This is a genomic window from Rhodococcus sp. JVH1, from assembly GCF_000280725.2.
Lineage (GTDB): Bacteria > Actinomycetota > Actinomycetes > Mycobacteriales > Mycobacteriaceae > Rhodococcus_F > Rhodococcus_F jostii_A.
Genome location: NZ_CP166289.1, coordinates 3,153,626 through 3,176,050 on the forward strand (window position 1 = coordinate 3,153,626; position 22,425 = coordinate 3,176,050).

Consider the following 22,425-nt stretch of genomic DNA (forward strand, 5'->3'; position numbering starts at 1 on the left):
CCTGGTCAGGATGCCAGTACCCGCTCGCGGAGCGGGAGGTCGAAGCGGCGCAGCGCTTCGTCGACGGCGTCGGCGGAGGTGACGAGACCTCGCTCCTCCAGCCACGGAAGGGTGCCGTCGACGAGCTGCTCCAGAACTCTGGGCAGCGACAGCGGCAGCACGGTCACACCGTCGGCGACGCCGGCCGCCTGGATGTCTGCGATGAGCCCGGCGAGGCCGACCGGAGTTCCGATGTACTGCAACGACACCGGAGCACGCGGCGCCTCCAGGGCGCTGTCGAGGAGGGCCAGCTCCTTGCGGGCGGCGCGGGCCTCTCCGGCGATGAGCACCTCGAGGTCCACCAGGACGGTGACGCTGTCGGGGTCGCGACCGTCGGCGACGAGTTCGGCGCGGATCCGCGCGCGTTCCTGCTGCGCCTCACGCAGATCGGACGCCCGGATCCGGACGACGTTCGGCGGGAACGACGTGAGGTCGAGCTGATCCGTCGAGTCGGCGGTCAGGTCCACCCAGTAGTCCGCGCCGTTGATCGGCCGCGTACCGGTGGCACCCTCGGCCGCCGGGTGGTGGCCGGAGCCGGTCAGTTCGACGGCGATGCGAAGGGGACGGGATACGAAGGCATTGTCTCGAGACATAGGGGTTCCTCGGGAATGACGTGTGAATGAAACAGAGCTGGAAGAACGGTCAGCTCGAACACATACCCGAGGCGGTTCGGCACAGATCGACATGCCGACGGCACCAGTGAGCAATCATTGTGCTCCCAGCCCGCGATGCCATGCCGTCATACTAGCGCGTCCCGCGAAAAACGCGTCTCCGGCACCGGATTCCACTGGCCGCTCTCCTTGGCGTAGGTCCAGCTCCGGCGGCCCGCCACCAGGGTGCGCACCGCGTCGACCAGCCGATCCACGTCCTCTGAGCAGCTTCCGAGACCCACACTCACCCGCACGGCGCCGTCGGGCCTGCCGAGGCGCCCCAGCAGCGGGTGGGCGCAGAACCGCCCGTCGCGAACTCCGATTCCGTGTTCGGCGGAGAGGTAGGCGGCGATCTCTCCCGGCTCGAACCCGTCGATCGTGAACGTCACGATCCCCACGGTGTCGGGGGCGTCCGACCACAGCCGCAGGAATTCCAGGCCGTCGACGGAGCCGAGGCCGTCGAGGAGCCGGCCGGTGAGCGCGGCCTCGTGTGCGGCCACCGTGCCGAAGTCCAGCTCGGACAGTGCATCGCACGCGGCGGCGAGCGCCGCCGCGCCGAGCACGTTGGGGGTTCCCGCCTCGTGCCGGGCAGGGGCGGGCGCCCACTGGGTCGATTCGACGGTCACGTTCCGGACTGCCCCGCCGCCTGCGAGATAGGGCTCGGCGGCGTCCAGCCAGTCCCGGCGGCCCACCAGCACACCGGCACCGAAGGGGGCATACAGCTTGTGCCCGGAGAACGCGAGGTAGTCGACGCCCCACTCCTCGACGTCGATGCGCCGGTGCGGCGCGAGCTGAGCGGCGTCGACGAGAATCCGTGCGCCGCAACGATGCGCCACCTCGGCGAGGGTGGCGATCGGCAGAACCTCGCCGGTCACGTTGGATGCACCCGTCACCGCGAGCAGGGCGGTGGGCTTGGAGCACAGTTCGGCGACGAGCAGGCGGATAGTCTCCTCCAGCGTGTCCGCCGCCCTCACGACGCGGGAGTTCTTCCACGGCAGCAGGTTCGCGTGGTGCTCGATGTCGAGGACCACGGTGCTGCCGGGGACGCAGCCGGCGAGCAGATTCAGCGAGTCGGTCGTGTTCCGGGTGAAGACCACCACCTGGTCCTCACTCGCTCCGACGAATCGGGCGACCGAGTCGCGGGCCTTCTCGTAGCACTCGGTCGAGACCCGCGACGCGTAGCCGGCGCCGCGGTGCACGCTGGAGTACGTCGGGAGCAGTGCCCCGATCCGGTCGGTCACCTGTGCCAACGCCGGCGCACTGGCGGCGTAGTCGAAGTTGACGTAGGCACAGTCGCCGCCCTGAACGAGCGGAACCCGCAGGTCGGAGCCCGAAACCTGGGCTAGGGGGGCAACACACACGTCAGCGGTCAGTACAGCAGTCATCACGACATCCCTCGTAGTCAGGGACTCGTCGCAGGGTCGGTGCCCTCTCGGAGTCCGCGCTTGCCGGGTCCGGTATGGACCTCAGCCTGGTCGTCACCCGGAGCACCCCGCCGCGGTGGAGGGTTGCCGACCAGCTAGCCGGGGCTTGACGCTGGTACTCGTGACCTGTTTCGAAGATTGCAGGATCGACGCGCAGTTGTCAACCCGGAACCGGGAGGGCCGGGATCCGGGCCGCGGAACTCGCGTCAGTTGGGGGTCACCCCGAGGAGCGGGGCGAGCTGATTCGCAATCGGGTTGAGGTCCAGCTTGTTCGGGTCCTTCTTGGGCGTGGAGTCCCACGGCTGAATTGTGGCGGGGTCGCCGAACACGATCCGGTTCGCACTGCGGACGCCGGTGAGACTGCCCTGTGGGGCTTCGCAGGACGCGGCGGTGTTCTGCGGGAAGTCCTGCTGCGTGTCGTCGAAGTTCGGGTCGTTCCGCCTCATCTCCTGGAGGATCGCCTGGGTGCCCTCGTAGCCGACGGTGCACGACGGCGGATTGTTTGTCTCGGCCACCAGGCCCAGGTGCACGGTTCCGTCGTCGGGCGCAATGGTCGACGACGCCGCCGCCACCCCCGGCAGGTACACGAACAGGGTCTGCAGAGCCGTGGCCTGCACCGCGATCGTCTTCGCCGTGGCGGACAGGTTGGTGAGGTTCGTCGTGGCACCGGGTCCGGCCTCCGAGACGAGTTGTCCCACTTGATCGCTCGCCGGATTTCCGTTGTCGATCAGCCGCCGGACGTCCGGGTCGCTGCTGCGCAGCCGATCCGCGAGCGAGTCCAGGTCGGCACTGAAATCCTTGATCGCCGAGGACTGTTCGGACTGCGTGTCCAGCACGGTGCGACCGTCGCGCACCAGAGCCAACGTCCGGTCGAGCGATTCCGCGCCCGACGCCGACAGCCCCGACAACGAGTCCGCGAGCGACTGAAGGTCTTCGCCCTTGCCGTCGAACGCCGCGCCGAGTTCCGTCACGACGGTGTGGAGCGCGTCGATCGGCACGGATTCCGTCAATCCCTGTGTGCTGGCCAGCAATTCTTCGACGGGTACCGGCGTCGACGTGTCGGCGACGGCGATACGGGATCCGTCCGCGAGGAAGGGCCCGCGATCGGCGGCGGGCCGAAGGTCGACGTACTGCTCGCCGATCGCCGACCTGTTGGCCACGACGGCTTTCGCAGACGCGGGAATGTCGGGCGCGCTCGTGTCGATCCGCAGTTCGACGACGACGCCGTCCGGGGTCAGGGACAAGTCCCCGACGCGGCCGACCGGCACGCCGCGGTACGTGACTTCCGCATTGGTGAAGATGCCGCCCGACGTCTCCAATTCGAGGTTCACGGTGTATTCGCCGAACCCGAGGAGATTGCCCAGGCGCACGTAGTTGGCACCCACGTAGACGAGGCCCATGAGGGCCACGAGAACGAAGCCGATCAGCTGCCACCGGACGAGCGGCGACCTCACCGTCCACCCTCGATGTCGCGTCGACCGAACGTCGTCCCCACTTCGGGGAGCCGGCACCGGTTCGCGAGACGACTGGTGATGGTGGCGACAGGCACAGGCACTCCGATGACAGAGGGATACATGAGACGAGAAGTCACACATATATCTAGTCCGGTCGCCGTAGCAGCGCAAACTCCGCACCGCCCTCGGTGGCACACGTCACTCCCCGGCCTTGACTGAATTTTCAGTTTGGAATACGTTCGTTTCCCAACAGGACGTGATGACTGTCACCTCCGCCCCAGAATGTGAGGTCCGCAGTGTCCACGAATCTCGATCCGACGACGCCCGTCGACGACACCGCTCCCTCCCCGCCGGAGGACCGCTTCGGACACGTCGAGACGATCGGCGTGGAGTACATCCCCGAAGCGGAACGCGATTCGCGACCGCTCAACATGCTCGCCGTGTTCTTCGGCGGCAATCTGGCGTTCTCGGTGATCGTGTTCGGCTGGCTCCCGATCACGTTCGGACTCGGGTTCGGCAGTGCGGTCGCGGCCAGCGCGGTCGGCATCGGACTCGGCACGCTCCTCATCGCCCCTCTGTCACTTCTGGGCCCGCGCACCGGCACGAACAACACCGTGTCGAGTGGTGCGCACTTCGGAGTGAGCGGACGGATGATCGGCTCGGGGCTCACCCTGCTCTTCGCCCTCGCGTACGCCGCGATCGCGGTCTGGACCTCGGGTGACGCGCTGATCGCCGCCGCCCACCGCCTGCTCGGCACACCGGTCGACAACGGCATGCTCGCCCTCGGCTACGGCATCATCGCCGCCGAGATCGTGGCCGTCGCGCTGTTCGGCCACGGCACGGTGGTCGCGCTCCAGAAGTTCGTGCTGCCCGTCGTCGCCGCGCTGCTCCTGCTCGGTGTGTTCGCGTTCGGGGGTCGCTTCGACGGCGGAGCGGGCAGCGGCGACTATCTCCTCGGCGGGTTCTGGCCCACCTGGATTCTGGCCGTGGTCCTCGCCGTCGGCGGTCCGCTGTCGTACGCCCCGACGCTCGGCGACTACAGCAGGCGGATCTCCCGGGTGCGGTTCAGCGACCGTGCGATCGTCGCGGCCACCATGGCAGGCATCTTCTTCGGGCTGTTCCTGACCGCGGCTTTCGGATCGTTCACCGCGTCGACGTTCACCACGCTGAGCGACTCCTACGTTGCCGACCTGGTGGCCGAGGCGCCCGGTTGGTACGTGCTGCCGATCGTCCTCGTCGCCCTCGCAGGAGGACTCGGCCAGGGCGTCCTCAACGTCTACGCCAGCGGCCTCGACCTGGAAGCGCTGATCCCCCGGTTGCGCCGCGTCCACACCACGCTGATCACGTCGGCGCTCGCGGTGGCCCTGCTCTACATCGGCGTGTTCGTCGTCGACGCCGCCGATTCGATCACCGCAATGACCTTGGTGCTCAACGGTTTCGCCGCGCCGTGGGTGGCGATCAACGTCGCCGGCTTCCTGGTTGCGCGGCGAGGGCAGTACGACGCGGTCGACCTCCAGGCCTTCAACCTGGGCCGCAAGGGTGGACGCTACTGGTTCACCCGGGGCTGGAACCTGCGCGCCGTCATCCCGTGGGCGGCCGGATCCGTGTTCGGCGTCCTCGCCGTCGACACGTCGCTGTACTCCGGGCCCCTTGCCGACATCGCGCACGGTGTCGATGTCAGTCTTGTCGGATCGTCGGCCATCGCCGTGGCCGGCTACCTCGTCGCGCTGCGACTGTGGCCCGAACACGTGGCCCCGGTCGAGGCGCCGAGGCCCTAGGACGGCACGAACCGAAGGAGATTCACCGATGAGCGAGCGACGCGATGCGATTCTGAAGGCCAGCGCGACGGCCATTGCCCAACGAGGTATCCGCGGGCTTCGCGTCAACGATGTCGCGGAGGTCGCGGGTGTGTCGCCGGGACTGCTGTACTACCACTTCAAGGATCGCATCGGCCTCCTCGAGGCCGCCCTGAACTACATCAACGACCGTGCCCGCGCGTACCGCAGCGAGGGTGAGGGATCCGGCGACTCCGCTCGCGACCGCCTCACCCGCTCCCTCCTCGGGGAGATCCAGGACCGTCCCGAGGTCGTGGAGAACTCGTTGGCCTGGAACGAGTTACGCGCCTCCGCCGTGTACGAGGAGGCGCTGCGGGATCCCCTCGCGCGGACCACCGCGGCGTGGGTGTCGGAGATCGCCGACGCGATCGTGCAGGCGCAGGCCACCGGCGAGATCTCCCGCTCGCTCGACCCCCAGCCCACCGCGGTCACGATGACCGCCCTCGTCGAGGGCCTGTCCGGGCGGTGGCTCTGCAAGGAGATCTCCACCGAGGACGCCCGCTCCCATCTGCTCGGCGCGATCGACGTCGTGATGTCCGAGCCCACCCACCACACTGCCGACACTCCCGTCACACCCACACCGAAGGAATAACGATGACCATTCGCACGATCACCGCACTGCCCGCACCGTCCTCACCGGCGCGCTTCACCGAATCCGCCCGCACACCGCTGCGGGCCGGGCTGGTGCAGCACCGCTGGCGACCGGACGCGAACGCACTGCGCACCGCGTTGACCGACGCGATCGGCGAGGCCGCCGCACTCGGCGCCGCGGTGGTGTTCCTGCCGGAACTCACGTTGTCGAAGTACCCCGCCGACACCCGCGCGACCGGGACCCCCGGCCGCGACTCCGAGGACCTCACGACCGGCCCCACGTACAGTTTCGCGGCCGCCGCCGCTGCCCGGCACGGGGTCTGCGTCCACGCTTCCCTCTACGAACGAGCCGACGGCCCGGACGGTCTCGGCTTCAACACGGCCATCCTCGTCGCCCCGTCCGGTGAACTGCTCTCCCGGACCCGCAAGCTGCACATCCCCGTCAGCGCCGGCTATTACGAGGACACCTACTTCCGCGGCGGTCCCGCCGACGACGCCTACCCCGTCCACCGCCCGGCCGAACTGGACGGTGCGGCCATCGGTTTGCCGACGTGCTGGGACGAGTGGTTCCCCGAAGTCGCGCGGATGTATTCGCTCGGCGGCGCCGAGATCCTCGTCTACCCCACCGCGATCGGGTCGGAGCCGAGCGTCCCGTCCTTCGACACCCAGCCGATCTGGCAGCACGTGATCGTCGGAAACGGCATCACCAGCGGCACATTCATGGTGGTCCCGAACCGCTGCGGCAACGAGGGCGGCATCGACTTCTACGGTTCCTCGTTCATCTCCGACCCGTACGGCCGCGTGCTCGTGTCGGCTCCCCGCGACGAGGAGGCGGTCCTGGTGGCCGATCTCGACCTCGATCAGCGGAAGGACTGGCTCGATCTCTTCCCGTTCCTGACCACCCGCAGGCCGGACACGTACACCCGGCTGACGGATCCCGTGGACCACGCGCACCCCTACGGACTTCCGACGACGGTATCGGCCGCGGAGGCCCGGTCGTGACCTGGCGTATGCCCAGTGAGACCGAACCGCAGGAACGGGTGTGGATGGCGTTCCCGCCCCTCGGGGCCTCGATGACCGCGACCGAGGACGACGCGCACGAGGCGCGGACCGCGTGGACGGCCGTCGCCCACGCGATCGTCGAATTCGAACCGGTCACGATGGTGGTCGATCCGGCGGACCGGGACGTCGCCCGGCAGTACCTGTCCGCGGACGTCGACGTGGTCGAGGCTCCCCTCGACGACGCCTGGATGCGCGACATCGGGCCCACGTTCGTCCTCGACGAGGACGACCGCCTCGGTGCCGTCGACTGGACGTTCAACGGCTGGGGGCAACAGGAGTGGGCCACCTGGGATCGCGACCGGTCGATCGGCGGGGCCGTCACCCGGTGGTCCGGTGCGCAGCCGGTCCCGTCGTCGATGGTCAACGAGGGCGGCGGGATCCAGGTCGACGGTCGCGGAACCGTGCTCGTCACCGAGACCGTGCAACTCGACCCGCTGCGCAACCCCGGCCTGGACGCGGCGGGAGTCGAGACGGAACTCGCGCGCACGATCGGCGCCGAGCACGTGGTCTGGCTCCCCCGCGGCCTCACGCGGGATTCCGAGAAGTTCGGCACCAAGGGGCACGTCGACATCGTCGCGGCGCTGCCCGCACCCGGGGTGGCCCTCGTGCACTCCCAGCGCGACCGATCCCACCCCGACCACGAGGTGTCCGCCGAGATCCTGAAAGTACTGTCCGACAGCCGTGACCGTTCCGGTGCACCGTGGCGGATCGTCGAGGTACCTGCCCCGACTGTCCTGCGTGACGAGGAGGGCTGGGTCGACTACAGCTACATCAATCATCTCGTCGTCAACGGCGGCGTCATTGCGTGCGGCTTCGACGACCCTCACGATGCCCTCGCCCGCGACATCCTGTCGAGCGTCTACCCCGGTCGCCGTGTCGTCACGGTCGATGCCCGGCAGATCTTCGCGCGGGGCGGCGGCATCCACTGCATCACCCAGCACCAGCCTCGCGGGCGGATCTAGCGGGCACTGTTCTCGCTGTCCACTTCCGCGAGCCGCCTCGCCAGGAATCGCCGGGTCGGTTCGTTCGCCGCCAGACCGATCGCGGCGCGGTACTCCGCGCTCGCCTCGGCGGGCCTGCCCGCTCGGCGCAGCAGGTCGGCGCGGGTCGCGTGCACGGTGTGCGTCCGCGCCAGCCTCGGCTCCCCGGCGAGTGCGTCCAACTCGGCGAGGCCGGCGTCGGGGCCGTCCCGGAAGCTCACTGCGACAGCGCGATTGAGCCGAGCGGCGGGCGAGTCACCGTACGTGCCGAGTTCGTCGTAACCGGCGACGACGGCGTTCCAGTCGGTGGCCGCCCAGTCCGGCGCCGTCGCGTGGGCGGCCGCGATCGTGGCCTGCGCGCTGTACGGACCGCCTCCCCTGCGCCGTGCGGCCCGCAGGCACACGACGCCTTCCTCGATCTTCGCCCGGTCCCAGCGCCGCCGGTCCTGCTCCTCGAGGGGGATGAGATCGCCCACGCCGTCCGTTCGCTGAGCGCGTCTGCTGTCGTGAAACAGCATGAGCGCCATCAGCGCCCACGCCTCACCCTCGTCCGGCATCAGCTCGCACAGCAACCGGCCGAGCCGCAGCGCCTCCTCGCAGAGTTCGTCGCAGATCGCCGTGTCGCCCGACGTGGCCGAATAGCCCTCGGTGAACACCAGATAGATGCACGCGAGTACCTGCGGGGTCCGCTCGGGCAGCAGATGGTCGGGCGGGACCCGGAACGGGATACCGGCGGTCCGGATCTTCGACTTCGCGCGGCTGAGCCGTTGGGACACGGTCGGTTCCGGGGCAAGGAACAACCGGGCGATCTCCGCCGGCCTCAGCCCGGCCACCAGGCGGAGAGTCAACGCGACCTGCGACTCCGGGGACAGCGCGGGATGGCAGCACGTGAACATGAGCCGCAACTGGTCGTCACGCACCGGCCACACCTCTTCCTCGTCCGGAGGTGGAACGAGCCGCGCCGCATCGTGCTCCTTGTCGCCGCGCAACGATTCCCGTCGCAACCGGTCCAGTGCCCGGTTGCGGGCGACGGTCGTGATCCAGGCTCCCGGGTTCTCGGGCAGTCCCGCCTCCGGCCAGCTGCGGATCGCCTCGGCGAACGCCTCCTGCACCGCATCTTCCGCGAGGGACAGGTCGCCGACCATCCGTGCCACGGTCGCCAGCGCCCGACCGGACTCCTCCCGGAAGACGCGGCTCAGTGTGTCGCCGTCCATTACTCGGCGTAGGCGACGATCTGCCGGAGCTCGATGCAGCCCTTCGGCGTCACCGGGATCTTCGCCGACAACGCGATCGCACTCTCCCGGTCCTCGGCTGCGAGCACGTACAGGCCGTTCGCGACCTCGGCTGTCTCGGCGAAGGGCCCGTCGGTGAGAAGGAGTTCCCCGTCGCGAACGCGGATCGTCGTCGCGGAGTCCGGCGGATAGAGGGCCCCGCCGCCACGCACCGCGGACCCGGCGAGGCGACCGAACTTCTCGTGCTCGGCCATTCCCTCGTCCCACTGGGGTGTGCCCGGCGCCACCGCCGCCGCCACCGGTTCGCGGAGCAGCGCCATCCAGCAGCCTGTCTGATCGGTCACGGGCATCCACTCGAACATCGGCCACAACTCGATGATCGCCTCGGGGATGTGCCGCGCCACATTCAGCACCTCGTCCAGGTTCGGTCCCTCGAGGACGTAGAAACCACCGATCACCTCCGCGGTCTCCGCGAACGGACCGTCCGTGATCAGCGCGCGGCCGCCGTCGTTCCGGATGGTCGCCGCCTCCGCGCTCGGATACAAGGCACCACCTCCGACGATCGCGGAGCCCGCTCTCTCCGTGAACGCCTGGTGGCGCGCAACGGCCACCGCGAACTCCGGACTGTCCGGTGGCCATTCGGTGGCGTTCTTCTCGTCCGCCAGCAATGCCAGGTAGTACATGAGGTCATCCTTCCTCGAAAAGAAGGAACTCGGGTGCTCCTTCTGACCAGACGACGAAGTAGCGGGGGAAACTTCGACATGTGAGGTGAGAGAACCGGCAACTGCGGGTGAAGAATGGTCGAAGAAGCCCTACCGACCACCAACTGTTCACCATCTGGCCACCTGATCGTGAGATAACGAGCCGTACGCACCACCACCCGCTCAGAGAAGGAATTCTGGATTGTCTCTCCAGTCGCCGACGGATTCGGACCTGTCGCTCCGTATACCCCGGGAATTCCTCCGCCGTGAATTCGCACCGGCGCCGCGCACACTCGTCGACATCCTGTTCGCGACGGCCGAGGCGAACCCCGAAGCCCCGGCGATCGACGACGGCTCGACGTCGCTCACCTACCAGGAACTGCTCGAGGAGATCCGGCAGACCGCGGAGGTCCTGTCCGAATCGGGAGTCGGGGCCGGCGATCGCGTCGGAATCCGAATGCCGTCCGGATCCTGCTCGCTCTACGTCGCGATCCTGGCGACGCTCGCCGTCGGCGCCGCCTACGTGCCGGTCGACGCGGACGACCCCGAGGAACGCGCCGAACTCGTGTTCGGTGAGGCGCAGGTCCGGTGCGTGATGACCGGCACCGGGATCACCGCGGGCACCGCCCCCGACAGGGCCGAGTCGCCGAGCGCCCGTCCGCCGACCGTCGACGACGACGCCTGGATCATCTTCACCTCCGGTTCCACCGGCACCCCCAAGGGGGTCGCGGTGAACCATCGCAACGCGGCGGCGTTCGTGGATGCCGAAGCCCGGATATTCCTGCAGGAAGACCCGATCCGGCCCGGCGATCGGGTGCTGGCCGGACTGTCGGTCGCGTTCGACGCGTCCTGCGAGGAGATGTGGCTCGCGTGGCGTCACGGCGCCTGCCTCGTGCCCGCGCCCCGGTCCCTGGTGCGCAGCGGCATGGACCTCGGCCCGTGGCTCGTCGCGCGCGACGTCAGCATCGTCTCGACGGTGCCGACGCTCGCGTCGCTGTGGCCTGCCGAGGCCCTCGAGGCCGTGCGCCTGCTGATCTTCGGCGGCGAGGCCTGCCCGCCCGAACTGGCGGAGCGACTCGCCGTCGACGGACGCGAGGTATGGAACACGTACGGGCCCACCGAGGCGACAGTCGTGGCGTGCGGCGCCCTGATGGACGGCAAGAGTCCGGTCAGTATCGGCCTCCCGCTGGACGGCTGGGACCTCGCAGTGGTCGACGCAACCGGTGAACCCGTCCCCGAGGGCGAGGTGGGCGAACTGGTCATCGGCGGTGTCGGTCTGGCCCGGTACCTCGACCCGCAGAAGGACGCCGAGAAGTACGCACCGATGCCGACACTCGGCTGGGATCGCGCGTACCGCAGTGGCGACCTCGTCCGCCTCGACCGCCGCGGACTTCTGTTCCAGGGTCGCGCGGACGATCAGGTGAAACTCGGTGGCAGGCGGATCGAACTGGGCGAGGTCGACAACGCCCTGCAGAACCTTCCCGGCGTCGGCGGCGCGGCGGCGGCCGTCCGCAGGACCGGTGCCGGTCACCAGGTCCTCGTCGGCTATCTGGCCAGCACCAACCCCGACTTCGACCTCAAGGCGGCGCACACCGCGCTCACCGAGCAACTCCCGGCGGCGCTGGTTCCCCGGCTGGTGCTGGTCGACGAACTGCCCACCCGCACGTCCGGCAAGGTCGACCGGAACGCCCTGCCCTGGCCTCCGCCGGGTGTCGACGACGCCGCGGAGAAACTGGGTCTCGAGGGCACGCAGGCCTGGGTCGCGGGGCTGTGGACGGCGATTCTCGGTGCCGAGATCACGGGCCCCGACGACGACTTCTTCGAGCTCGGCGGTGGATCGCTCTCGGCGGCCCAGCTGGTCACGGCGCTGCGCGAACGGTTCCCCGAGGTGACGGTCGCGCAACTCTACGACCACCCGCGGCTCGGTTCGCTCGCGGAATACCTCGACGAGCTGGCGCCGATCGACGCCGCCGAACCCCGCCTCGTCACGCCGACTCCGCGTCGGAGCCAGCTCGCGCAGATCGCGGCGACCGTTCCCCTGACGACGCTCACGGGCCTGCAGTGGGTCACGTGGCTGGCCATCGCGAACAACGTCTTCTCCTGGTTCACGACAGTGCCGTGGGCGCCCACGGTGTCGTGGTGGTGGATTCTGCTCGCGTTCTTCGCGTTCATCAGCCCGGTCGGCCGGATGGCGATCTCGGTGATCGGTTCGCGGATCCTGCTGCGCGGACTCGAGCCGGGAACGTATCCCCGAGGCGGCAGCGAACACCTGCGGCTGTGGGTGGCGCTGCGTCTGACCGAGGCCAGCGGTGCCGCGAACCTGTCGGGCGCGCCGTGGATGCTCTACTACGCGCGGGCGCTCGGCGCGAAGGTCGGCAAGGGCGTCGACCTGCACACGCTCCCACCGGTCACCGGCATGCTCGAGCTCGGCGACGGATGCTCCATCGAACCCGAGGTCGACCTGTCCGGACACTGGGTGGACGGCGACGTCGTCCACATCGGTGTCATCAAGATCGGTCCGGGTGCGTCGGTGGGCGCCCGGTCCACGCTGGTTCCCGGCGCCACCATCGGGCGCAACGCCGAGGTCGAGGCCGGTTCCGCCGTCTTCGGACGCGTCAAGGCCAATCAGCACTGGGCCGGCTCACCGGCGGTCAAGGTCGGCAAGGCCGTCCACCCGTGGCCCGAGGAGACCCCGCGCCGCGCGGCCTACTGGGTTCCCGCGTTCGGCGTGACGTCGATGCTCATCGCCGGACTGCCGATCTTCGCCCTCGTCGCCGGCATCGTGGTCATCGGGTGGTGGATCCGCGACGCAGGCACGATCGGGTCCGCCGTACTCCAGTCGCTGGTGATCCTTCCCGCCGCGACCCTCGTCAGCCTCGCCGTGTTCGCGGTCCTCACGGTCGTGTCCGTCCGGCTGCTGTCGATCGGGTTGCGTGAGGGGTACCACCCGGTCCGCAGTCGCATCGGCTGGCAGGTGTGGGCCACCGAACGCCTCATGGACTCCGCCCGCACGTTCCTGTTTCCGCTGTACGCGAGCCTCCTGACGCCGGGATGGCTGCGGTTGCTCGGCGCCCGGATCGGCAAGAACGTGGAAGCGTCGACCGTGCTCATGCTGCCGAAGTTCACCACCGTGGCGGACGGCGCATTCCTCGCCGACGACACGATGATCGCGAGTTACGAACTCGGCGGCGGGTGGATGCACATCGAACACGCGAAGGTCGGCAAGCGCGCCTTCCTCGGCAACTCCGGGATGACCGGTCCGGGTCGGCGCGTGCCCAAGAACGGTCTCGTCGCGGTGCTGTCGGCCACGCCGTCGAAGGCGAAGTCCGGTTCGTCCTGGCTGGGCAGTCCCCCGGTCCGCCTCCGCAGGGCGCCCGGCGACACCGACGCCTCCCGCACGTTCCGTCCCCCGGTCCGGCTCAAGGTGGCCCGCGCGGTCGTGGAGACGTGCCGCCTCATCCCGGTGACGGTGACGTTCGGAATCGGCCTCGGCGTGCTGTTCGCGCTGCAGGCGATGGCTCACCACATCGGCTTCTGGCTCGCGGCACTGGCCAGCGGCGTCGTCCTCCTCGTCGCGGGTGCGGTCGCGGGGTTGATCTCCGTGATCGCGAAGTGGCTGGTGGTCGGCCGGATCGGGAAGATCGAGCACCCGTTGTGGAGTTCGTTCGTGTGGCGGAACGAGGTGTCGGACGCCTTCGTGGAAACGGTCGCCGCACCCTGGTTCGCCCGTGCCGCGACGGGCACCGCCGTCCTCAACGTCTGGTTGCGGGGCCTCGGAGCCACCATCGGCAAGGGTGTGTGGTGTGAAACCTATTGGCTGCCCGAGGCGGATCTCGTGACGCTGGGCGACGGCGCGACCGTGGAACGGGGGTGTGTCGTGCAGACTCACCTGTTCCATGATCGGATCATGTCCATGGACACCGTCATCCTCGGAGCCGGCGCCACCCTCGGCCCGCACTGTGTCGCGCTGCCCGCCGCCCGGATCGGCGAAGGCGCCACGGTCGGCCCGGCCTCGCTCGTCATGCGCGGCGACACCGTGCCGCCGTCCACGCGGTGGCAGGGAAATCCGATCGCCCCCTGGGCGGCCACGTGAAGGCTGACAAGGGGATCGACGAGCCGGTCGACCCGTATCTCCCCCAGAACGGAAACCGCGGATACCGGGTGTCCCGGTACGAACTCGACCTCACCTACAAGGTGCACAGCAACCGGCTGGCAGGCAAGGCCACGATCACCGCGGTCACCACCGAGGCCCGCTCCCGGTTCGCCCTGGATCTGGCGTCCAATCTGCACGTCACGAAGGTCGCCACCAACGGTTCCCGCAACACGAAGTGGTTGCATCGGAACGGCAAGCTGATCGTCACGCCCGCGCAGGCGATCCCCGCGGGCGGCGCCCTCGTGCTCACCGTCCAGTACGGGGGTTCGCCGAAACCGATCCGCAGTGTGTGGGGTGAGGTCGGCTGGGAGGAGCTGTCCGAGGGCGCGCTGGTTGCCAGCCAGCCCAACGGGGCGGCGTCCTGGTTCCCGTGCGACGACCACCCGAGTTCGAAGGCCAGTTATCGCATCGCGATCACGACCGATTCGCCGTACTACACGGTGGCCAACGGTGCGCTGGTGAGCAGGCAGACGCGGGCCAGCCAGACGACGTGGGTGTACGAGCAGACCGAGCCGATGGCGAGTTATCTGGCCACCATCCAGATCGGGCCGTACGAACGCCGAAGCCTCGGTTCCGGCGGTGTCCCCATGTTCGCCGTCCACCCACCGCGGCTGCGTTCGACGTTCGACGTGGACTTCGGCCGGCAGCCTCAGATGATGGACGTGTTCTCCCGACTGTTCGGCCCGTACCCCTTCGCCGACTACACGGTGGTCGTGACGGACGACGAGCTGGAGATCCCGCTCGAGGCTCAGGGACTGTCGATTTTCGGTGCCAACCATTGCACGGGCCGGCGCGGATACGAACGTCTGGTGGCGCACGAACTCGCCCACCAGTGGTTCGGCAACAGTCTGACACTCGGCCAGTGGCGGGACATCTGGCTGCACGAAGGTTTCGCCTGTTACGCGGAGTGGATCTGGTCGGAGAACTCCGGCGGGCCTTCGGCGCACCAGCTCGCGCAGCAGGCGCATCAGGGCCTGGCCCGCAAACCGCAGGACCTGGTGATCGCCGATCCGGGACCGCAGCTGATGTTCGACGACCGCGTCTACAAGCGCGGCGCGCTGACACTCCACGCGTTGCGACGCCGGCTCGGCGACGACAAATTCTTCGGGCTGCTGCGGCAGTGGACGCTGGCCCATCGCCACTCCACCGTCACGAGCGAGCAATTCACCGACCTGGCCACCCACTACACCGACGAGCCGCTGCGCCTGCTGTGGGATTCCTGGCTCGGCGAGAAGACTCTGCCGCCGATGTGAGCTGCGGTCACTCCGGGTTGGGCAGGTGCGCGCGCCACTTGGTGAGTGCGAGCGCGAGACAGCCGGCGGCCGCGATCGCGCCGAAGAGGAACATTCTCGGGTACGTCACCGCCGGGAACGTCTCGGACAGATAGGCCATCACGGCCGGCGTCCCGAATCCCAGGTACGTGAGCGAGTAGAAGACGGCGGTCAGTCCGGCCAGGTCGTCCGAGCCCGCGATCCGCTGAATCTCCTGCAGTCCCGACACCATGGCCAAGCCGTATCCGCAGCCGAGCACGACGGCGGCGGCGAGCGCGAGCGGAACGGTCAGCGCCGACGCGGCGACGGCGGCAACGCCCATTCCGACGAGGACGACGACCAGCGACACCACGACGGCACGCGCGTTGCGGGTGGTGTCGATCTTGCGGCCGAGCGCCTGGATCGCGAATCCCGCCCCGAGGCCGACCATGCACATGAGCGCCGAGAACGCGAGCGGCAGCCCACCGGTGTGCCCGGACATCAGCGACGGCAGCACCGCGTAGGCGGCGGCCGCCGTGCCGAACACCCAGGGTGCGAGCGGCGCGATCACGAACCGGAATCGCTTGTGAGCGGCGGAGGGGATCGCGAGGTCGCGGGCGAGCGAGACTCGTTCGGCGACCGGCTGGGCCGCGCGGGTCTCGGGGGCCCGCCACAGTGCGACGGCAGCGGCAAGGGCGATCGCGCTGTGCACGACGTACGACAGGACACTCGGCAGCGGCGCCCACTGCGCGAGGACGCCGGCGACGCCCGCACCGAGGCCGAATCCGCCGGTCAGGCTCATCGCTGCCCGACGCGCACCGGCACCGTCCGTGGCCGCGGGATCCCACGGCGCGGTCGACAGTTCCTTCACCCAGCTGCCGCCGACGGCCATGCCGAGGCCGAGCGCGACACCGCACAGGACGCGGCCGACGATGAGCATGGCGGCGGAGTCGGCGCCGAGGGCCAGGAGCGCGGAGCCGGCGACCGTCAGGAACGGTGCCGGGAGCAGGATCGGCCGTCTGCCCAGCCGGTCGGACAGTGGTCCCCCGAGGAGGAGGGCGGGCACGATCCCGACGACGTAGGCGAACAGGAACAGATCGACCGTGACCGGCGAGAAACCGTGATCGGCGCGGTACATGCCGAGGAGCGGCGTGAATTCGTTGCCGCCCCACGCCACCGCGAACATGGTCGCGGCCACCAGCAGCCAGGCGCGCGGCGACGCGAGCGTCTGCGGCACCTCGATCGGGGATTCGCGGACGACGGTCATCGCGCAACTCCTCTCGGGTTGAGGGCGTGGACCTGGCGCATGTGGACGAGCACCGCGGCGTCGAACCCGGCGGCGTCACCCGCCTCGACGAGTTCCGTCAACTGCTCGTGGTCGGCGATGATCCGGGGCAGCTGTCCCGGGTCACGGGTGATCGAGTGTGCGGTCATGCGGCGCTGACGCTCGCGGATGCTGGAGTAGAACGTCGCGAGCAGCGGATTCTCGCCCGCTTCGACGATCATCCGATGGAAGTCGGCGTCCGCGGCGCTGAAGGCGGCGACGTCGCCTCGCTCGGCGATCTCCCGCTGCTCCACGAGGTTTTCGCGCAGGCGGGCGACGAGGAGTTCACGGGCGTGTGGCTGGTCGGCCAGCACCCGCACGCTGTGCGTCTCGACGAGTTGCCGGGCGTCGACCACGTGCTCTGCCTCGCCGTCGGCGACGGGCACGACGAGCGCGCCCCGCTTCGGGTACAGCCGCATCCAGCCCTCGGACTCGAGCCGGAGGAAGGCTTCGCGCACCGGGGTGCGGCTGAGCCCCATGCGTCCGGCGATCTCGCCCTCGCTGATCAGCTCACCGCCGGGCAGACCGCCCGACAGGATGAGCTCCTTGACCTCGCGATAGGCCTGCTCCGCGGCGGAATACAACATAGACACAAGATGTATTTATACTCCGGAGCCGGGTGCAGGTCTATACACGGACAGCCACTGTGAGCTCTATCTCCACGGGGGCGCCGGACGGCAGGGCGTACACGCCGATCGCGCTGCGCACCGGCAGCGCGTCGAGTCCCAGGCATTCGACCAGCACGTCCGACGCGCCGTCGGCCACCGCGGACAGTTCGCGAAATTCCGGGGCACACGCGACGAAGACGCTCATGCGCAGGCACCGGGAGATGGCCGCCGTGCCGCCGACGGCCGCGGCTATCGCAGCGACCGCGTTCCTCGCCGCCACCCCGGCCGCCTCCCGGGCCCGCGGGATGTCCAGGTCCCGTCCGACGACGCCGGTAACCGTGAGCACACCGTCGCGGCGTGGCGTCATCCCGGCGCTGTACGCGATCCCGTCGTGCACGACCGCGGGAATGTAGCGGCCCTGGGGTCGTGGGGCGGCGGCGACGGATTCCTGCTCAGACACCGAGTGCTATTCCTTCCTGGCGGGGGTCGGCGGCGCCGGACAGCAGGCCGCGCGCGACGTCGAGGGAGATGATCTGCGCGCTTCCACCGGCGGCCCACGGACCCTGCAGTGCGACGTCGTGCCCCAGGTGCTCCAACTCCGTGCGCACCTCCTCCGGAATGCGGGACTCGCACCGCAGTTCCGCCGGGCGGCCGACCACATCGGCGTCGCTGCCGGGGAAGACCGTGAAGCGGGGTGCCGCGACGGCCTCCGCCGGGTCGAGTCCGTGATCGAGCAGATGCGAGATCAGTTGCATGTTCCACTGCACCTGCCCGTCCCCGCCCGGGGTGTTGCCGACGTGCAGGAGATTCCCGGACGTATCGGTGATCACCCACGCGTTCAGGGTGTGCAGCGGTTTACGCCGCGGCGCCGCGGCGTTGGGATGTCCCGGGATCAGATAGGCCCCGCGGCCGAATCGGTTGTTCAGCACCACTCCGGTGCCGGGGACGGTCGTCTTGGCCCCGAACGTGAAGGCGAGCGAGTGGATGAAACTGACCGCGCGGCCGTCGGAATCCACCGCCACGGTCGAGGTGGTGTCACCGGCGCTCACGCTGAAGGCGCCCGACGACGCCCGACGGCCGTCCAGCCGGTCTCTCGCCGCCCCGATCGCGGCCGGCTCGAGCACGGCCCTCCACCCGTCGTTGCCGGCGCCGCAGGTCGCGAACCGATCCTCGAAGGCCAGACGGGCCGCTCGCGCCATGCGATCGACTGCCGGAGCGGTGAGCCACGGCGAGAAGCCGACGACGCCGTCGTTCAGCGCCGCCTGCTGGAGCACCATCCATCCGGGGGTGGGCAGGGGTGTCTGGTGAACGACCGCGCCGGCGTAGTGCCCGCTGATCGCGGCCTCCGGTCGCACGTCGGCGCCTGCCGCCCACTCGTCCCCGCCGAACGGCGCCCCACCGGCGCGGAGCGCCTCGACCGCCTGCTGAGCGAAGGAACCGGTGTAGAAACCGTGCACGCCGCGCGCCAGTGCCTCGATGGTCCGGGCCAGGTCGCGCTGCGGCAGCCGCTCCCCGACCTGCGGCAATCGGCCGTCCGGGAGGTACACCGCACGCAGTCCGGGGTCGGCGGCGATCGCGGTCTGCGCTTCTCGCACGTCGTCGCGAGTCTTGGCCGAGCAGGGAAGCCCCTTCTCTGCCGCGCGCACCGCCGGTGCCCAGAGGTCCGTCAGCGAGCGGGTGGCGCCACCCGCGTGCAATGCGCCGAGGGCGGCCGGCGCCCCGGGAACCGCCACCGCCAGCGCCCCGTCGAGGGGAATCGACCGCAGCCCGCGTTCGGTGTAGAAGTCCACGTCACCGCCGTCGGGCCCGAAGCCGCTGCCCCCGACCGTCCACACCGATCCGTCCGGTTCGCGGACGACGGCGAACGCGTCGCCGCCGATCCCGCATTGCCCCGGCAACGTCAGCCAGGTCATCGCGGCCATGGCCAGAGTCGCGTCGATGGCGTTGCCTCCGTCGGCCAGAACGCGGGCACCTACCGTGCTCGCCGCGGGATGACTGGACGAGACCATGCCGTCGGCGGAGAGAGTGGACGGTCGAGGGTTCACTTCATGCACCCCCGCGCGGCCCGCCGGCGCGGGATGGAACTGGTGTCGTCGGGGTCGATGCCGACGAAGATCTCGCCGTCACGTTCCTCGACCGGGTAGGTCTTGATGGCCACCGTCGCCGGCGGGCACACGGGTTCCCCGGTCTCGAGATCGAATACGCTTCCATGGCAGGAGCATCCGATGCCGTCGTCGACGAGTTTCCCGGACGAGAGCAGGCAGTCCAGGTGTGTGCAGTAGTTGGATGTGGCGTAGGCCTTCCCGTTGAGGCGGGCCACGGCGAACTCGTGTTCGCCGGCGAAGAAGCGGCGCACGATGCCTTCGGAAACCTGTCCGGAGCGCGCAACGCGAGTGAATTCCATGGTCTTCTCCCTCTGTCGACAGGTAGTTCTCAGGCCGAAGGGCTGAGGTAGACGGTCTTTTCGGCTTGGTAGAACTGCATCATCGAGTCGCCGGCCTGTTCCTTGTGGGTCTGCGTGCTCGAGGCCTTGTATCCGCCGAACGGCGCGTTCATGCTCATGCCGGTGGTGGGCTGGTTGATCTTCACCAGACCCGATTCGGAACGGCCCGCGAATGCGAGAGCCTTCGTCACGTCGTTGGTGACGATTCCCGCACTGAGCCCGAATTCGGTGTCGTTCGCGAGCGCGACGGCCTCGTCGAAGCCGGACGCCCGCAGGAAGACCAGCAGTGGTCCGAACACTTCGTCCGTGACCACCCGCATGTCGGGGCTGCCACCGGCGAACACGGTCGGGACGGCGAAATAGCCGTTCCCCCTGTCGAGACTTGCTCCGCCGCAGACTAGTTCGGCTCCTTCGTCGCGGCCGATCTGGACGTACTCGAGGAACTTGGCGAGCTGTGCCTTGCTCGCGAGAGCCCCCATGCCCACACCCGGGTCGGCGCCCGGGCCGACGGTGATCCCTTCGGCGAGTTCGACCACGCGGTCCAGCAACCGGTCGTGGATCGCGTCCACCGCGATCACCCGGCTGGTGCCCGTGCACGCCTGCCCGGACAATCCGAAGGCGCCCTTGACGATCAGTGCGGCCGCCTTGTCCACGTCGGCGTCGCCCAGGACCACGACGGGGTTCTTGCCGCCCATCTCGAGCTGACTGCGGCGAGACGGACCCACCGCCGCGTGGATCGCACGGCCCACCTGGGTGGAGCCGGTGAACGTCACGGCATCGACGCGCTCGTCCGCCGCGACCGCGCCGCCGGCGCGACCGGAACCCTGGACCAGGGCGAGGGCTCCGGCCGGAAGTCCCCCGGCCAGCAGCGCCTCGACCAGCCGCTGTCCCATCAGCGGGGTGAGTTCGGATGGTTTGAACACCACGACGTTTCCGGCGGCCAGCGCCGGCCCGAGTTTGCGCGACGGAATGTTGAGCGGGAAATTCCAGGGGGTGATCGCCCCGACGATTCCGACAGGTTCGCGCAGGGTGATGACGAGTCCCTCCCCCGGGGTGGGATATGTACTGCCGGTGGTGCGGAGCGCCTCGCCCGCGTAGAAGCGCAGGTTCATCGGAGTCCGACCGACTTCCATGGTCGCCTCGGCCCGGGTCTTGCCCTCCTCGCGGACGAGTTCGTCGACGAGGTCGCCTGTCCGTGCCTCGAGGTGCGCGGCCGCGGCTTCCAGGATTGCCGCGCGGCGTTCCGGGGGCGTCGCGGCCCACTGCGGCGCCGCCTTGGCCACCGCGCTGACGGCGGCATCCACGTCGGCCTCGGTGGAATCCGGGAACACGCCGATCACGTCGTCGTGATCGGCGGGGTTACGCCGCTCGAACGTCGCTCCGGAAGACGACGGGACCCACTGCCCGTCAATGAGATTGAGTCCCTCGATCATGACACCGTCACCAATTCCTCGTCATCGTCCATCAGGTCGAACAGGTCGACGTCCTCGTCCGCCAACCGGGCAGGCGCGATCGACCGGCCGATCAGTTCTCTGGCCGCGCTGATCTCGTCGCCGCGGTCGAGCGTGAAGGCGCCGCGCACGACACCGCTGTCCAGATAGAAGGCGGTGAACTCGCCGCCGTCGGCGCTGCCCCGGAACACCAGGTCGGTGTAGCGGGCGGCGCCGGTGAACTGGATGTTCTTGCCGAACTGATCGGACCAGAACCAGTGCGCGGGGTCCACCACTCCGACCCGTCCGAGCATGAGGTTCGCGGTCGCCGCCCCCTGCTTGCTCGCGTTGTCGAAGTGTTCGACGCGAACGTGCCTGCCTGCCGCGTCGGAGAAGCGCGCTGCCACGTCGCCGGCGGCGTAGACGTGTGGAATCGAGGTCCGCCCCTGCGCGTCCACGAGGATTCCGCCGTCGACGGCCAGGCCGGAGGCCTGCGCGACTTCGACGTTGGGAACGATCCCGATGCCCACCACCACGACGTCGGCCGAAATCACCTCTCCGCCGTCGAGCGCGATGAGCACGCCGTCCGGCCTGGTCGTCACGGTGTCGACCCGGACGCCGCCGCGGACGGTGACTCCGTTTTCCCGTTGCAATCGAGTGCAGACCTCGCCCATCTCGGGCCCGAGGATTCGGGCGAGTGGCACCTGGTCGGCTTCGAGGACGGTCACCTCGGCTCCCAGGGCTGTTGCGGTGGCGGCAATTTCGAGTCCGACGAAGCCTCCGCCGATCAGCACCAGACCGACGCCGGGACGAAGGTGGGCGGCGAGCCGTTCGGCGTCGTCGATCGTCCTCAGGTAGTGCACCCGTTCGGGCGCAGGACCGTTCACCGGCATCGTGCGCGGTCTGCCGCCGGTCGCGACGAGTACCGCGTCGGCCGCGATGCTTCGCCCGTCGGACAGTTGGACCGATCCGCTGCTCGCGTCGATCCGGGTCACCGTCGTGTCTGTGAGGAGTTCGACGTTCTGCTTGTCGCGCCACGCGTCGGGAAGCAGCATCAACGATTCGCGATCCTCCTGCCCGGCAAGGAATTCCTTGGACAGCGGTGGCCGCTGATACGGCGCGTGCGACTCGTCGCCGACGAGGAGGATCCTGCCGTCGAATCCTCGGCGCCGCAGGGTGCGCGCCGCGACGGCAGCGGTCTGGCCGGCGCCGATGGTGACGATGGTGTTCAACGTCATGGGGTCACTCG

The 22,425-nt window shown here is 69.3% G+C and carries 19 protein-coding genes and 1 riboswitch; of the genes, 6 read left to right on the plus strand and 13 right to left on the minus strand.

The genetic code is table 11. The features are described 5' to 3' along the window. Positions 1 to 5: 5 nt before the first annotated feature. The 4 genes from JVH1_RS14370 to JVH1_RS14385 form a co-directional block, all read right to left on the minus strand. The gene (locus tag JVH1_RS14370; RefSeq protein ID WP_009477461.1) at positions 6 to 632 is read right to left on the minus strand and encodes a hypothetical protein; all 627 of its coding nucleotides are present in this window, start codon (positions 630 to 632) and stop codon (positions 6 to 8) included. 49 nt (positions 633 to 681) lie between these two features. Beyond that, positions 682 to 774 (minus strand): putative leader peptide, encoded by a 93-nt coding sequence (locus JVH1_RS14375; protein WP_371112984.1) that lies wholly within the window; start codon positions 772 to 774, stop codon positions 682 to 684. Between the two features lie 4 nt (positions 775 to 778). Further along, positions 779 to 2,074, minus strand: coding sequence for an aminotransferase class V-fold PLP-dependent enzyme (locus JVH1_RS14380; protein ID WP_043780731.1), 1,296 nt, complete (start codon positions 2,072 to 2,074; stop codon positions 779 to 781). Between the two features lie 51 nt (positions 2,075 to 2,125). Then, a riboswitch (SAM riboswitch) is annotated at positions 2,126 to 2,240 on the minus strand. 79 nt (positions 2,241 to 2,319) lie between these two features. Next, entirely contained in the window at positions 2,320 to 3,567 is a 1,248-nt protein-coding gene (locus tag JVH1_RS14385; RefSeq protein ID WP_009477459.1) for an MCE family protein, read from the minus strand. A gap of 296 nt (positions 3,568 to 3,863) precedes the next feature. Between JVH1_RS14385 and JVH1_RS14390 the strand changes: the two genes are divergently transcribed. Genes JVH1_RS14390 through JVH1_RS14405 form a run of 4 tightly spaced genes read left to right on the plus strand, consistent with a single transcriptional unit; the run spans position 3,864 to position 8,017 of the window. Next, positions 3,864 to 5,345, plus strand: coding sequence for a cytosine permease (locus JVH1_RS14390; protein ID WP_009477456.1), 1,482 nt, complete (start codon positions 3,864 to 3,866; stop codon positions 5,343 to 5,345). A 28-nt stretch (positions 5,346 to 5,373) separates the two neighbouring features. Continuing rightward, positions 5,374 to 5,994: a TetR/AcrR family transcriptional regulator gene (locus tag JVH1_RS14395; protein WP_009477455.1), complete on the plus strand. Its 621-nt coding sequence runs from the start codon at positions 5,374 to 5,376 to the stop codon at positions 5,992 to 5,994. A 2-nt stretch (positions 5,995 to 5,996) separates the two neighbouring features. Further along, positions 5,997 to 6,995 (plus strand): nitrilase-related carbon-nitrogen hydrolase, encoded by a 999-nt coding sequence (locus JVH1_RS14400; protein ID WP_009477454.1) that lies wholly within the window; start codon positions 5,997 to 5,999, stop codon positions 6,993 to 6,995. After that, positions 6,992 to 8,017: an agmatine/peptidylarginine deiminase gene (locus JVH1_RS14405; protein WP_009477453.1), complete on the plus strand. Its 1,026-nt coding sequence runs from the start codon at positions 6,992 to 6,994 to the stop codon at positions 8,015 to 8,017. The genes JVH1_RS14400 and JVH1_RS14405 overlap by 4 nt, the downstream gene beginning before the upstream one ends. Here the strand turns inward: JVH1_RS14405 and JVH1_RS14410 are convergent. After that, positions 8,014 to 9,249 carry an RNA polymerase sigma factor gene (locus tag JVH1_RS14410; protein WP_009477452.1) on the minus strand — a complete coding sequence of 412 codons (1,236 nt, stop codon included), beginning with the start codon at positions 9,247 to 9,249 and terminating at the stop codon, positions 8,014 to 8,016. The genes JVH1_RS14405 and JVH1_RS14410 overlap by 4 nt on opposite strands. Beyond that, complete coding sequence (locus JVH1_RS14415) at positions 9,249 to 9,950, minus strand: YciI family protein (RefSeq protein ID WP_009477451.1); 702 nt, start codon at positions 9,948 to 9,950, stop codon at positions 9,249 to 9,251. The genes JVH1_RS14410 and JVH1_RS14415 overlap by 1 nt, the downstream gene beginning before the upstream one ends. A gap of 220 nt (positions 9,951 to 10,170) precedes the next feature. On the opposite strand from JVH1_RS14415, the gene JVH1_RS14420 reads away from it, so the two are divergent. Both JVH1_RS14420 and JVH1_RS14425 read left to right on the plus strand, forming a co-directional pair. Continuing rightward, positions 10,171 to 14,061 carry a Pls/PosA family non-ribosomal peptide synthetase gene (locus JVH1_RS14420; RefSeq protein ID WP_009477449.1) on the plus strand — a complete coding sequence of 1,297 codons (3,891 nt, stop codon included), beginning with the start codon at positions 10,171 to 10,173 and terminating at the stop codon, positions 14,059 to 14,061. Next, complete coding sequence (locus JVH1_RS14425) at positions 14,058 to 15,374, plus strand: M1 family metallopeptidase (RefSeq protein ID WP_009477448.1); 1,317 nt, start codon at positions 14,058 to 14,060, stop codon at positions 15,372 to 15,374. Before JVH1_RS14420 ends, JVH1_RS14425 begins: the two co-directional genes overlap by 4 nt. Before the next feature lie 7 nt (positions 15,375 to 15,381). On the opposite strand, the gene JVH1_RS14430 is transcribed toward JVH1_RS14425, so the two are convergent. From JVH1_RS14430 to JVH1_RS14460, 7 genes are read right to left on the minus strand one after another with little or no spacing between them, the layout of a single operon-like run. Beyond that, positions 15,382 to 16,638 (minus strand): MFS transporter, encoded by a 1,257-nt coding sequence (locus tag JVH1_RS14430; RefSeq protein WP_009477447.1) that lies wholly within the window; start codon positions 16,636 to 16,638, stop codon positions 15,382 to 15,384. Then, on the minus strand, positions 16,635 to 17,282 hold the full coding sequence (locus JVH1_RS14435) for a GntR family transcriptional regulator (protein ID WP_009477446.1): 648 nt from the start codon (positions 17,280 to 17,282) through the stop codon (positions 16,635 to 16,637). Before JVH1_RS14435 ends, JVH1_RS14430 begins: the two co-directional genes overlap by 4 nt. 40 nt (positions 17,283 to 17,322) lie before the next feature. Then, positions 17,323 to 17,763 (minus strand): RidA family protein, encoded by a 441-nt coding sequence (locus JVH1_RS14440; protein WP_009477445.1) that lies wholly within the window; start codon positions 17,761 to 17,763, stop codon positions 17,323 to 17,325. Next, positions 17,756 to 19,348, minus strand: coding sequence for a gamma-glutamyltransferase family protein (locus JVH1_RS14445; protein ID WP_009477444.1), 1,593 nt, complete (start codon positions 19,346 to 19,348; stop codon positions 17,756 to 17,758). The genes JVH1_RS14440 and JVH1_RS14445 overlap by 8 nt, the downstream gene beginning before the upstream one ends. Continuing rightward, the gene (locus JVH1_RS14450; protein ID WP_005245019.1) at positions 19,345 to 19,707 is read right to left on the minus strand and encodes a non-heme iron oxygenase ferredoxin subunit; all 363 of its coding nucleotides are present in this window, start codon (positions 19,705 to 19,707) and stop codon (positions 19,345 to 19,347) included. The genes JVH1_RS14445 and JVH1_RS14450 overlap by 4 nt, the downstream gene beginning before the upstream one ends. A 29-nt stretch (positions 19,708 to 19,736) precedes the next feature. Beyond that, positions 19,737 to 21,179: an aldehyde dehydrogenase family protein gene (locus JVH1_RS14455; protein WP_009477443.1), complete on the minus strand. Its 1,443-nt coding sequence runs from the start codon at positions 21,177 to 21,179 to the stop codon at positions 19,737 to 19,739. Then, on the minus strand, positions 21,176 to 22,414 hold the full coding sequence (locus JVH1_RS14460; protein ID WP_009477442.1) for an NAD(P)/FAD-dependent oxidoreductase: 1,239 nt from the start codon (positions 22,412 to 22,414) through the stop codon (positions 21,176 to 21,178). Before JVH1_RS14460 ends, JVH1_RS14455 begins: the two co-directional genes overlap by 4 nt. Between the last annotated feature and the right edge of the window lie 11 nt (positions 22,415 to 22,425).